Origin of the sequence: Vibrio sp. Vb2880 (genome assembly GCF_033337975.1) — a bacterium.
GTDB lineage: Bacteria > Pseudomonadota > Gammaproteobacteria > Enterobacterales > Vibrionaceae > Vibrio > Vibrio alginolyticus.
Genome location: NZ_JAWORT010000020.1, coordinates 20705 through 34093, shown reverse-complemented (window position 1 = coordinate 34093; position 13389 = coordinate 20705). Strand labels below are relative to the sequence as shown.

At 46.3% G+C, this 13389-nt stretch carries 10 protein-coding genes; 9 read left to right on the top strand and 1 reads right to left on the bottom strand.

All coding sequences use genetic code 11. The features are described 5' to 3' along the window. Positions 1 to 58: 58 nt before the first annotated feature. From lepA to acpS, 7 genes are all read left to right on the top strand, one after another. Complete coding sequence (lepA, locus tag R7M92_RS18905; protein WP_005380934.1) at positions 59 to 1852, top strand: translation elongation factor 4; 1794 nt, start codon at positions 59 to 61, stop codon at positions 1850 to 1852. Between the two features lie 95 nt (positions 1853 to 1947). Then, positions 1948 to 2847, top strand: a complete 900-nt coding sequence (gene lepB / locus R7M92_RS18900; RefSeq protein WP_005380933.1) for a signal peptidase I — start codon at positions 1948 to 1950, stop codon at positions 2845 to 2847. Between the two features lie 21 nt (positions 2848 to 2868). After that, complete coding sequence (rnc, locus tag R7M92_RS18895) at positions 2869 to 3546, top strand: ribonuclease III (RefSeq protein WP_005380932.1); 678 nt, start codon at positions 2869 to 2871, stop codon at positions 3544 to 3546. Continuing rightward, positions 3539 to 4501, top strand: coding sequence for a GTPase Era (gene era, locus R7M92_RS18890; RefSeq protein ID WP_005380931.1), 963 nt, complete (start codon positions 3539 to 3541; stop codon positions 4499 to 4501). The genes rnc and era overlap by 8 nt, the downstream gene beginning before the upstream one ends. Positions 4502 to 4616: 115 nt before the next feature. After that, complete coding sequence (gene recO, locus R7M92_RS18885; protein WP_005384578.1) at positions 4617 to 5348, top strand: DNA repair protein RecO; 732 nt, start codon at positions 4617 to 4619, stop codon at positions 5346 to 5348. After that, complete coding sequence (gene pdxJ / locus R7M92_RS18880) at positions 5345 to 6079, top strand: pyridoxine 5'-phosphate synthase (RefSeq protein WP_005384579.1); 735 nt, start codon at positions 5345 to 5347, stop codon at positions 6077 to 6079. Before recO ends, pdxJ begins: the two co-directional genes overlap by 4 nt. Positions 6080 to 6089: 10 nt before the next feature. After that, positions 6090 to 6470 (top strand): holo-ACP synthase, encoded by a 381-nt coding sequence (gene acpS, locus R7M92_RS18875; protein WP_213877713.1) that lies wholly within the window; start codon positions 6090 to 6092, stop codon positions 6468 to 6470. A 69-nt stretch (positions 6471 to 6539) separates the two neighbouring features. Here acpS and barA read toward each other — a convergent pair whose 3' ends face one another. Beyond that, entirely contained in the window at positions 6540 to 9338 is a 2799-nt protein-coding gene (barA, locus tag R7M92_RS18870; protein WP_318133990.1) for a two-component sensor histidine kinase BarA, read from the bottom strand. Positions 9339 to 9530: 192 nt separating this feature from the next. Between barA and rlmD the strand changes: the two genes are divergently transcribed. Then, positions 9531 to 10850 (top strand): 23S rRNA (uracil(1939)-C(5))-methyltransferase RlmD, encoded by a 1320-nt coding sequence (rlmD, locus tag R7M92_RS18865; RefSeq protein ID WP_315956582.1) that lies wholly within the window; start codon positions 9531 to 9533, stop codon positions 10848 to 10850. A gap of 123 nt (positions 10851 to 10973) precedes the next feature. After that, positions 10974 to 13193 carry a GTP diphosphokinase gene (relA, locus tag R7M92_RS18860; protein WP_005380915.1) on the top strand — a complete coding sequence of 740 codons (2220 nt, stop codon included), beginning with the start codon at positions 10974 to 10976 and terminating at the stop codon, positions 13191 to 13193. The last annotated feature ends 196 nt before the right edge of the window (positions 13194 to 13389 follow it).

Here is a 13389-nt window from a genome sequence, read left to right as displayed (position 1 = left end):
GTCAGTAGATGGCGTTTCTTACTGTCCCTATTTGTAAAGAGTTAGTCACCCTAAATCTATGAAGCACATTCGTAACTTTTCGATTATCGCCCACATCGACCATGGTAAGTCGACCCTATCAGACCGTCTAATCCAAGTTTGTGGCGGGTTAACCGATCGTGAAATGGCCGCACAGGTTCTGGATTCTATGGATCTTGAACGTGAGCGTGGCATCACCATCAAATCTCAGAGTGTGACGCTAAACTACACCGCTAAAGACGGTGAGACGTATCAGCTGAACTTCATCGATACTCCGGGGCACGTTGACTTTGCATATGAAGTATCACGTTCTCTAGCGGCTTGTGAAGGTGCGCTATTGGTTGTGGATGCGGGTCAAGGTGTTGAGGCTCAAACACTGGCTAACTGTTACACCGCGATCGAAATGGATCTAGAGGTTGTGCCAATCTTAAACAAGATTGACCTACCTGCAGCTGATCCTGAGCGTGTAGCGGAAGAAATTGAAGAAATCGTTGGTATCGATGCAATGGAAGCAACCCGCTGTTCTGCGAAGACAGGCATCGGTGTTGACGACGTTCTAGAGAACATTGTGTCAGCGATTCCAGCACCGGAAGGTGATCCAGATGCGCCACTACAAGCGCTGATCATTGACTCATGGTTTGATAACTACCTTGGCGTTGTTTCTCTAGTGCGTATTAAAAACGGCGAACTGAAGAAGAACGATAAGATCAAAGTGATGAGTACGGGCCAAGTTTGGGGTGTAGACCGCCTTGGTATCTTTACGCCAAAACAAGTAGATACCGATACCCTTCGTACTGGTGAAGTAGGTTGGGTTGTTTGTGGCATCAAAGACATTCTTGGTGCCCCTGTTGGTGATACGCTGACTCTAGCGAAGAATGGTTGTGATAAACCGCTACCAGGCTTTAAGAAAGTTAAACCTCAGGTTTACGCAGGTCTGTTCCCTGTATCTTCTGACGATTACGAGAACTTCCGTGACGCACTAGGCAAACTAAGCCTTAACGACGCATCGCTATTCTACGAGCCAGAAAACTCTGCGGCACTTGGCTTTGGTTTCCGTTGTGGTTTCCTTGGCATGTTGCACATGGAAATCATCCAAGAGCGTCTAGAGCGTGAATACGACTTGGATCTTATCACCACAGCACCAACGGTAGTTTACGAAGTTGAGAAGACGGATGGCGATCTGCTGTATGTTGATAGCCCAGCAAAACTACCAGCGATCAATGATATTGAAGAAATTCGTGAACCGATTGCACGTTGTAATATCCTTGTGCCTTCAGAGTACCTCGGTAACGTAATCACCCTGTGTGTTGAAAAGCGAGGCAGTCAAGTTGATATGGTTTACCACGGTAACCAAGTCGCTGTGACTTACGATATTCCAATGGCTGAAGTGGTACTGGATTTCTTCGATCGTCTGAAATCAACATCACGCGGTTACGCATCTTTGGATTACAACTTCCAGCGTTTTGAAGCTTCGAACATGGTACGTGTAGACGTTCTTCTTAACGGTGACACTGTTGATGCATTGGCGATGATCACACACAAAGATCAGTCTCAGACTCGCGGTCGTCAGTTGGTAGAGAAGATGAAAGAATTCATCCCTCGCCAAATGTTTGATATCGCAATCCAAGCGGCAATTGGTAACCACATTATCGCTCGTTCAACGGTAAAACAGTTGCGTAAGAACGTTATTGCGAAATGTTACGGCGGTGACGTAAGTCGTAAGAAGAAACTTCTGAAGAAACAGAAAGAAGGTAAGAAACGCATGAAGCAGATCGGTAACGTTGAGCTGCCTCAAGAAGCGTTCCTAGCCATCCTTCACGTAGGTAAAGACTAAATGTCTCACACTTGTCGGTCTTAAGACGTTAGATATTAAAATAAGTGAAAGGGTTTCGGCTCTTTCACTTTCGTATTTTTAGATAAGGGAATTTAATGGCGAATACATTCTCACTGATGTTGGTTATTGCGACTTTGGTAACTGGCGTGGTTTGGCTATTGGAAAAACTGGTTTTCGCGAAAAAGCGTCAGGAAAAACTGGCTGAGATTCAAGCTCAGACGTCTAATGGTTTGGATGCAGTGACCTTGCAAAAAGTTGAGCGTCAGCCTTGGTGGGTTGAAAATAGCGTCTCTATTTTTCCTGTGATCGCGTTCGTTTTAGTATTACGTTCTTTTATCTACGAACCATTTCAAATCCCATCAGGCTCAATGATGCCTACCTTGCTGGTTGGCGATTTCATTTTAGTTGAGAAGTACGCGTACGGTCTAAAAGACCCAGTATGGCGTACTCAGCTAGTGGAAACTGGTAAGCCTGAGCGTGGTGATATCGTGGTCTTCAAATACCCACCACAACCAAGTGTGGACTACATTAAGCGTGTAGTTGGTTTACCTGGTGATATCGTGCGTTATTCAAGTGATAAGCAGCTTTGCGTGCAAAGCCAAGGCGAATCGGCATGTAAGCCAGTTAAACTGAGCAATGTTGAAGAAAGTCAGTTTAGCTCGAACGGTATTCCAATGATCCAACTGGATGAAAAATTGGGTAACGTTGAGCACAATATTTTGGTTAACCCTCTTGTGCGTAACCGCGTGGAGCAATATTTCCCACGCAGCGGCACGACAGAGTGGGTTGTACCACAAGGTCAGTATTTTGTGATGGGTGATAACCGTGACAACAGTGCTGACAGCCGTTACTGGGGCTTTGTTCCAGAAGCAAACTTAGTCGGTAAAGCTGTCGCGATCTGGATCAGCTTCGAGTTTGATCGTGGCGCAGATAGTGTTCTACCTTCATGGATTCCAACTGGTGTGCGTTTTAACCGCATCGGTGGCATTCACTAACCATTCAAATATCGAGAGAGTATGAATTCTCCAATTGATAAACTAGAGAGAAAGCTCGGCTACCAGTTTCAAGATGCCGGGCTTATCAATTTGGCGCTGACGCACCGCAGCGCCAACAGTAAGCACAATGAACGTCTTGAGTTTCTGGGCGATTCAATTTTAAGTTTTGTCATCGCTGATGATCTGTACCATCGTTTCCCAAAAGTGAACGAAGGTGACATGAGCCGCATGCGTGCTACTTTGGTTCGCGGACATACATTGGCGGAACTGGGTCGTGAATTCGATCTAGGAGATTATTTAAAATTAGGTCCAGGTGAATTGAAGAGTGGCGGTTTTCGCCGAGACTCTATTTTAGCCGATGCGGTTGAAGCCATTATTGGCGCAATTTACCTAGACAGTGATCTTGAAGTTGTGCGAGGCATTGTACTGAGTTGGTATCAGTCACGCCTTGAAGCCATTAAACCAGGCGTTTCACAGAAAGATCCGAAAACTCGCCTACAAGAGTTCCTACAAGGCAGAAGAAAACCGCTGCCTGTCTACACAGTGACTAATATTAAAGGTGAAGCGCACAACCAAGAGTTCACGGTTGAGTGCGAAGTAGCAGGTGTGGATAAGCCTGTAATCGGTAAAGGCACCAGCCGCCGCAAGGCAGAACAAGCGGCTGCTGAAACAGCACTTGAGCAATTAACAAATGGCTGATAACGAATTCGATATCGATGCGTTTTTCGCATCACAAGGTGAGCCAAGCTCGCCAGAAAACCAACACTGTGGCTTTATTGCTATTGTTGGTCGTCCAAACGTAGGTAAGTCGACACTTTTGAACAAGATTTTGGGTCAGAAGATTTCGATCACCTCTCGTAAGCCGCAAACGACACGCCACCGTATTATGGGTGTGGATACGGACGGCGATTACCAAGCGATTTACGTCGACACGCCTGGACTTCACATTGAAGAAAAGCGTGCGATCAACCGTTTGATGAACCGTGCAGCTAACTCGTCATTGAGTGATGTAAACCTTGTGTTCTTCTTAGTCGATGGTACGCATTGGACTAAAGACGATGAGATGGTGCTGACCAAACTTCAAAAATCGAACTTCCCAGTTGTGCTTTGTGTAAACAAAGTCGACAACGTACAAGATCGTAACGACGTGATGCTACACATGGCGGAGATGTCGAAGAAGATGGACTTCGTGGATGTTGTGCCAATCTCTGCCAAGCAAGGTAAGAACATTGACGTACTGCGTAAGCACGTGCGTAATCACTTACCTAAAGCAACGCATCACTTCCCAGAAGAATACGTGACTGACCGTTCTCAGCGTTTTATGGCGTCTGAGATTGTGCGTGAAAAGCTGATGCGCTTTACTGGTGAAGAGCTGCCATACTCAGTAACGGTTGAAATTGAACGTTTTGATTACAACCCCGAAACCGACGGTTTCCACATCAATGCCTTGATTCTTGTTGAGCGTAATGGTCAGAAGAAAATGGTGATTGGCAAAGGCGGCGAGAAGATTAAAACCATTGGTCGCGAAGCGCGTTTGGATATGGAAGAATTGTTCGGTCGTAAAGTTTACCTAGAAACCTGGGTAAAAGTGAAATCTGGCTGGGCAGACGACGAACGAGCGTTGCGTTCGTTGGGTTATATAGACGATTTATAATCTTGGCTGCGAAGGTGCTTCGCTCCAACATCGATGAAAAATCAGTATCGATTAAAATAAGGAGCCGCTCGGCTCCTTATTTTTTATTTCACACTTTTTAGGCACAATGACTTAGATGAGTAATCTGTCTTCCGAAGGTTTACAGCGCTGTTTTGTATTGCACCGACGCCCTTACAGTGAATCGAGCTTAATCCTTGATGTATTTAGTGAGGAATATGGCCGAATGACTTTAATGGCCAAAGGCGCGCGCAGTAAGCGTTCGAACTTAAAAGGCGCATTGCAACCTTTTACCCCGCTATTACTTAAATGGTCGGGGAAAGGCTCGATGAAAACTTTGCGTCAAGCCGAGCCGATAAGTCTAGGTTTGCCGTTAACGGGCATTAATCTCTACTCAGCCATGTATGTCAATGAACTGATTGGCCGTATTTTGATGGCTGAAGTGCCGATGCCAGCACTATTTCATGATTATTTGCATGCGTTAACCGAGTTGGCGCACAACGAGAACCCTGAGCCTGCACTGCGTCGTTTTGAGTTAGCCTTGCTGTCTGCTATGGGGTATGGCGTGGATTTTTTGCATTGTGCAGGTACCGGCGAGCCCGTCGACCCAGAAATGACCTATCGTTACCGGGAACAGAAAGGGTTTATTGCTTCGGTTAGGCGCGATAACCTCACGTTTTTAGGGAATGAACTGATTGCTATCAGTGAGCGGCGGTTCGTCACTAAAGAGCAGCTAAAAGCGGCAAAACGCTTTACACGTATAGCCTTAAAGCCGTATCTTGGCGGCAAACCTTTAAAAAGTCGTGAATTTTTCATTCAGACCCCCAGAGCACGGAGTAACGGAAAATGAGCTCAATTTATTTAGGCGTCAATATCGACCATATTGCCACTCTACGTAATGCACGTGGTACAAAATACCCAGATCCTGTTCACGCTGCTGAAATTGCTGAGCGTGCAGGCGCGGACGGTATCACTATCCACTTACGTGAAGACCGTCGCCATATTTTGGATCGTGATGTACGTATTCTGCGTGAAACCATTCAAACGCGTATGAATCTAGAGATGGCAGTGACGGACGAAATGGTTGAGATTGCGCTGCAAACTAAACCAGAGTTTGTGTGTTTAGTGCCTGAAAAGCGTGAAGAACTGACGACGGAAGGTGGCTTAGATGTAGTAGGGCAGCTTGAAAAAATTAAAGCTGCGACGAAAAAGCTGACAGATGCCGGCATTAAAGTTTCGCTCTTTATTGATGCTGACCGTCAACAGATTGAAGCTGCGAAAAAGTGTGGCGCTCCGTTTATTGAGCTACATACTGGCCACTATGCAGATGCGACGACAGAAGACGAACAGCAAGCTGAACTGAAGAAGATTGCTGCTGGTGCGAGTTATGCACATGACCTAGGTATTATTGTTAATGCCGGGCATGGCCTGACTTATCACAATGTCGCACCAATTGCTGCATTACCAGAAATTTACGAACTCAACATTGGTCACTCAATCATTGGTCGCGCAGTATTTGATGGTTTAAATAAAGCGGTTGCTGACATGAAAGCACTGATGATTGAGGCTCGCCAGTCATAGGGCTATCTAGATGGCGATTATAGGGTTAGGGACCGACATTGCAGAAATTGAGCGTATTGAAAAAGCGTTAGCTCGTAGTGGTGAACCTTTTGCTCAGCGGATTCTTTCAGAAGAAGAAATGACCAAATTCTCACAGCTTAAGCTGCAAGGTCGTTATCTTGCTAAGCGCTTTGCAGTTAAAGAAGCGGCCTCAAAAGCATTGGGAACAGGGATCGCAAAAGGGGTCACGTTTCACGACTTTTCCATCTCGAACGATGCGCTTGGAAAACCAGTGCTCGCATTGACGGGCACAGCCAAGCAAATAGCGGATGCGATGGGCGTTAACCACATTCACCTGTCCATTTCCGATGAGCGTCATTACGCTGTGGCGACGGTCATTTTTGAATCCTAGCTTGTAAGTCTTAAACAAAATACTAAAAAGCCAGAGCATTTGCTCTGGCTTTTGTTTCTCTTCAATAGATCACTGTTCAAGGTATAACTTTGCGGTTGTTGTTACTTTAATCATTTCATCTTGCAGCTCGAACATTTCAGGCTCAACTTCCTCAAGACTGATCCCTGAGCGCAGTGCTTGCTCAAGCGTCGCACAGAGTGACTTCAGTCTTGGAACGCCACAATATGAACTACTGCCGTGCAGCTTATGGATGACATGAATTAGGTCATCACGAGAGATATCTTCTTGCTCTAGAGCTTGGTCAACAACCGCTTCTACTTCAGGGATGAACTCAATCAACATGCGCAGCATATCTTTGGCGAGATCCTCTTTATTCGCGCTCTGTTTTAAGGCAGCTTGCCAATCAATAATCACATCCTGCTGAGGCGAAGAAACGGATTGAGGTGCGCTTCCTTCAGGTTCATCAACGTATGAAGGGGCGACTTTGCCAATGCTCTCTGTACAAGCATTTGGGTTCCAGTGAGCCAAAACCTGTTGTAGCACATGCTCTTCAATAGGTTTGGTCAAGTAGTCATCCATACCTGCTGAGAGCAAGCGGTCTCGTTCCCCTGCCATGGCATGCGCCGTTACCGCAATCACTGGCGTGTCTTTATTTAGCTCCAACTCTTTAATGTGCTTACAAGCGGTCACCCCATCCATTTGTGGCATTTGGATATCCATGAAGATTAAATCGTACTTTTTCTCTGTCGCTAGGTTCACCGCTTGCTGGCCATTGCTACAGGCGGTGACGGTTTCTACTCGTTCGCGGAGCAGTGCAGAGATCAGCTTCAAGTTTGCAGGGTTGTCATCCACTGCTAGTACAGTCAGAGGTAAACGGTCCCCTTCGCTTGGCGTAATTGGAGCGCTTAATACCGGTGGCGATTCTACATGTTCGCTAATCAGGCTTTGTAGCAACTTACGGCGAGACAATGGCTTCGTCAGGCACTGGACATGATGCTCAGTCATTATTTGGTCCGCAAGCGCTAATTCGGTACTCGGTGTCCCTAGGAGAACACTCGGAGCCATGCGTTTCGCTTGTTCTATCCAAGGTGTAATAACTTCCGCATCGTGAGTCTGGTTGGCCGCTAAATTCAACAGTACATAATCATATTGTTCTTCGTTGTTTGGTAGCGAAGAGCGGTAGGTTACTAAAATACCCTCCTGACTTAGAATCTGTTGGGTTACGGATGCGGCTTGCATGTTTGGTTCAATCAGCAGTAACTGCTTCCCAGTCAGAAGTTCCACTTCAATCAGTTCGCTCATTGGCATCTCGGTTGAGTGCAAGCGCACCGTAAACCAGAAGGTTGAACCTTGGTGTAGACGGCTGGTTAAACTGATTTCGCCGCCCATCTGGCTCACCAGTTTCTGAGTGATAACCAGACCAAGGCCAGTACCGCCGTAACGACGTGAAATACTTGCATCCGCTTGGCTAAAGGCTTGGAACAACTGCGCTTGCTGACGCTCAGAGATACCAATACCGGTATCACGCACCATGAATTGCAGTTCGACGGAGTCTCCTGATTGAGAGCGCATTTCTACGCTAACATCAATGTTGCCTCGCTCGGTAAACTTGATTGAGTTACCGACTAAGTTCGTCAAAATTTGCTGAATACGTAGTGGATCCCCAACTAAACCCGGTGGAATTTTAGGGTCCACTTTTAGGGTGATTTCTAACCCTTTCTCATGTGCACTTGTGGCTTGTAGGTTAATTACCTCTTCTAAACTTTCTCGGAAATCAAAAGGAATGTTTTCCAGCGCCAGCTTACCCGCTTCAAGTTTCGAGAAGTCGAGAATGTCATTGATGATATTCAGCAGGTTGTTCGCCGACTTCTCAATCGTCTGTAGGTAATCCGTTTGGCTGTTAGAAAGCTGCGTTTTAAGCATTTGACGAGTAAAGCCAATCACCCCATTGAGCGGAGTACGCAGCTCGTGCGACATATTCGCCAAGAACTCTGACTTAACCCTAGCCGCTTCTTGCGCGCGTTTCTTCGCGATATCCAGCTCAACGTTCTGAATTTCTAGCTGCTCAAGCGTTTCACGTAAGTCGGACGTGGCTTGGTCTATACTGTGCTGCATCTCCACGTGATATTCTGATAACGATACCGCCATGGCGTTGATGCCATTTTTTAGCTGGTCTAACTCACCGTGCATTTTGCCTTCGATACGCACATCAAGATGACCGCGGCGAATGCGGTCAACGACATTCTTCATATGGGTGATAGGTTGGGTCACATCGTGCATTAGACGTGAAGCAAACACACTTGCTAAGCCAAGACCGAGAACCAGAACTAAAAAAGCAGAAAAGACTTCTTGATACTGTTGCAGCCTCAAGGAGGAGAGATCTAACTCGACGGCGATGTAACCAATCGCTTTGGTTCCTTGGCTTTCGTTCGACAACTCCGCTAAGTAGTGACCTTCTGACAAAATGGGGACACGCAATATCAGTGAGTTTTCGTAGATTTCCGAATTACCCAGTTGCGGGATCGGTTTATCTTTGGGGAACATCAAGGCTTCAAAATTAGGATGAAAGTTAGAGGTAACAAAGAGCTCATGATGTTCATCAAATACCGCGATACTACGAACCAGTTTGGAGTTTTTGCGGTGCGCGTAGCTTATCAAGCGACGTACCGCCTCTCGGCTTTCTGATAGTAGATGAGTTTCACTGGCAATCGCCAGCGGCTCAATAATGCTGTTACCAGTGGTGATAACTTGTTTCTCAAGGTCTTGGTAGCGGTTAAATGAGAAAAAGCCGCTCAGTAATAAACCAATAATGAGAGTGGGAGCGAGAGTTAGTGTAATTACACGTGCTCGTAAGCCATATCTGGTCATGTTATCTAATTACATCGGAGTCTGGATATGGGAAAATAACGCATTATTTCTCAAGCGCACGATAAAGCCTTGAGCAAAGAAGTGACGTCACCGAATAAACGGTAAGCATAATCAAGTCACTCGAATCACACAACGGCTGCAATCAAGAATAGTGAAGCCGAAGAGCAATTACATATAAATCAGGCATAGAGCATGGCACGCATCTTTCAACCGAAAAAGAAAACCCAACTCAATACTCGGCATCAAGCAGTGCAAGTAGAGCGTTTAGATCACCACGGCGCAGGCATTGCTTACCTCAAAAAGAAGCCATTGTTTATCGATGGAGCACTGCCGGGTGAGGAGGTGGTCACTCAATTGGTGGAAGAAAAGAGCAAGTTCGCCCGCGGTAAGTTGATTAAAATCCTTAAGCCGAGTGAAGCTCGTGTGGAGCCATTTTGCCCACATTATCACGAGTGCGGTGGCTGTGATTTGCAGCATCTAGATTATGGCCAACAATTGACGTACAAACAGCAAACGTTGCGTCAGCTAATGCGAAAATTTTCAGGCAGTGACATTGAACTAGATGCCCCGTTATTGGGATATTCGCAGGCCTACCGTCGCCGTGCGAGAGTGAGCTTGTTTGTTGATAAAAAAACACGTCAGCTACATTTTGGTTTCCGTAAAAAGCAGAGTAAGCAAATTGCGCAAGTGACCGATTGCCCAGTGCTGGCACCGGAACTGAATGTTTTGCTGCCAGAGATTTACTCAGCGCTAAAAGCGTTCAAAAAGCCTGAACAATTGGGTCATGTAGAGCTGGTACTTGGTGATAATGGGCCGTGTATTACGCTGCGCCACTTGAGCGCTCTGACAACGAGTGAAACTCAATCTCTAACGGAGTTGGCAAAACGTCATGGCGCATCGTTGTACTTAATGCCATCGACAGAACAATTAGACCTTATCGAAGGCGATATGCCTTTTTATCAAGAAGTTGGAGTGAAAATCCCTTTTGCACCAAATAACTTTATTCAAGTAAACCAAGGTGTAAACCAACAAATGGTCAAACAAGCGGTTGAGTGGTTAGACCCACAAAAGAGTGACCGAGTGTTAGATTTGTTCTGTGGTTTAGGCAACTTTAGTTTACCAGTTGCGAAATTAGCTAAGTACGTGGTTGGAGTAGAGGGTGTTGCAGAGATGGTAGAAAAAGCCACAAACAATGCATCTTTGAACCAAATCAATAACGCGCAATTTTATCACGCTAACCTTGAGCAAGATTTTGAAGGCCAAGCCTGGGCCGCAGAGCGGTTTGATAAAGTATTATTAGACCCGGCACGCGCGGGAGCGAGTGGGATCATCGATCAAGTTTCTGAGCTTGGCGCACAGCGTGTAGTTTATGTTTCTTGTAATCCTGCTACCCTTGCTAGGGATAGTCAAAGCTTGATAGAGCAAGGCTATAAATTAACTAAATTAGGTATGCTGGACATGTTCCCTCATACCAGTCATCTAGAATCGATGGCATTGTTTGAAAAGTCCTAACTTTAGGACTTTGACCCCTTATTTGTGGTGGGTGGTCATAAAGCCAGCGTGTACGCGCGGTAAAAAGAACTAACCTGGACGGTGTTAGTCAAACCACACGAATATAATAATTAGGATGATGAGATGGTTGCGGTAAGAAGCGCGCATTTAAACCAAGATGAACAGTTTGAACTCGAAAACTGGGTGGCTAGCCTAGGACAAGAGAAAAACACAGCTTCACGCTTAATCGAAGTATATCGAGATTGCCAGACGGTATTAGCTGATAACGAGCAAGCGGAGCTGTTGTTGTGGCGTGGACGAGAAATGATCGAAATTTTGATCACCTTGTCTATGGATCAAGCCACTTTAGTGGCTGCTCAACTGTTTCCTTTGGTTTCAAGTGGTGCTTTTAACAGAGAAATTCTGGAAGAGAAATACAGCAAAGAAATCATAAAATTAATCGACGGCGTTGAAGAAATGGCTGCTATTGGCCAACTCAACGTCAACATGGAAGGCAGTGCAGCGTCATCTCAGGTAGATAACGTACGCCGCATGCTGCTTGCCATGGTGGATGACTTCCGCTGCGTGGTTATCAAGCTTGCGGAGCGAATTTGTAACCTTATTGAAGTTAAAAAAGCGCCTGATGAAGTTCGACGTGCGGCGGCAAAAGAGTGTGCCAACATCTATGCGCCGCTAGCAAACCGATTAGGCATCGGTCAGCTGAAATGGGAAATTGAAGATTACGCTTTCCGCTACCAACAGCCGGAAACTTACAAACAAATTGCCAAGCAGCTTTCTGAGCGACGCATCGTTCGTGAACAGTACATCAAAGACTTTGTTGAAGACCTCACGCACGAAATGGAAGTGTCGGGCATCAATGCCGAAGTGAGTGGTCGACCTAAGCACATCTACAGCATTTGGCGAAAAATGCAGAAGAAGAGTTTGGCATTCGATGAGCTGTTTGATGTTCGAGCAGTACGTATCATCGCAGACAAACTGCAAGACTGTTACGCGGCTTTGGGTGTAGTTCACACCAAATACAAGCACCTACCGAGCGAGTTTGATGACTACGTTGCTAACCCTAAACCAAACGGTTATCAATCGATCCACACCGTAATTCTAGGGCCAGAAGGCAAAACCATCGAGATCCAGATTCGTACCAAGCAAATGCATGAAGAGTCGGAGCTGGGTGTTGCCGCGCACTGGAAATATAAAGAAGGGGCAAGCAGCCGAAGCGGTTATGATGAGAAGATCACGTGGCTGCGTAAGCTACTGGATTGGCAAGAAGAAATGTCTGACTCTGGCGAAATGCTCGATGAGCTGCGTAGCCAAGTCTTTGATGACCGTGTTTATGCCTTTACACCACGTGGTGATGTTGTCGATTTGCCAATGGGGGCAACGCCGCTAGATTTTGCCTATCACATTCACTCCGAAGTGGGACACCGTTGTATCGGTGCCAAAGTCGGAGGTCGTATTGTGCCGTTCACGCATAAATTACATATGGGTGACCAAGTCGAGATTATCACTCAGAAAGAACCTAACCCATCACGTGACTGGTTAAACCCATCATTAGGCTTCGTTCATTCTGGTCGTGCGCGTGCCAAAATTAACGCCTGGTTCCGAAAACAAAGCCGTGAGAAGAACCTTGAAGCAGGTCGTGAAATCCTTGAGCATGAGTTAGCCAAAATTGGCGCAACGTTAAAAGATGCAGAGCATTACGCCCTCAAGCGGTTTAACGTCAAAACACCAGATGAATTGTATGTTGGTGTAGGTAGCGGTGATTTGCGCATCAACCAAATAATTAACCATATCAACGCGTTAGTTAACAAGCCAACGGCAGAGGAAGAAGACCAGCAAGCACTGGAAAAACTGCAAGAAGCTGAGCATAAATCACCCGCGCAAAGCCGACCGAAAAAAGACGCAGTTGTAGTAGAAGGCGTCGATAACCTAATGACACATCTAGCTCGTTGCTGTCAGCCAATTCCAGGTGACGATATCTCTGGTTACATAACGCAAGGTCGTGGGATTTCAGTACACCGTAGTGACTGTGAACAGTTAGAAGAACTGCGCCATCATGCGCCAGAGCGCATCATCGATACAGTCTGGGGCAGCGGCTTTGTGGGGTCATACATCCTCACCGTGCGTGTTGAAGCGATGGAGCGAGGTGGTCTACTCAAAGACATTACGACACTGTTCGCCAACGAAAAGATCAAAGTGACCAGTATGAAGAACCGAGTCGACTACAGACGTCAACTTGCCATCATGGACTTTGACCTAGAAGTCACCAATATTGAGGTGCTTTCGCGGGTTTCGAAGCGTGTGGAACAGATCAAGGATGTCATGACGGTGAAACGCCTCGGCTAAAACTCTCGTCATAGTTATCGTTGTAGCGTTGTTGACTGCACGCACTCCGGAGTGCCGGCCCAGGCTCATCACATAGGCGAGCTATGCTCAGGAGTCGCGAAAACTTGTTGCCTTGTCAAAGTAACAATTACTTAGTGAAAGCTGCTGAGAAAATATAATGTAGAAGGTGAGTGGTTTTGGCCGCTCACCTTTTTCT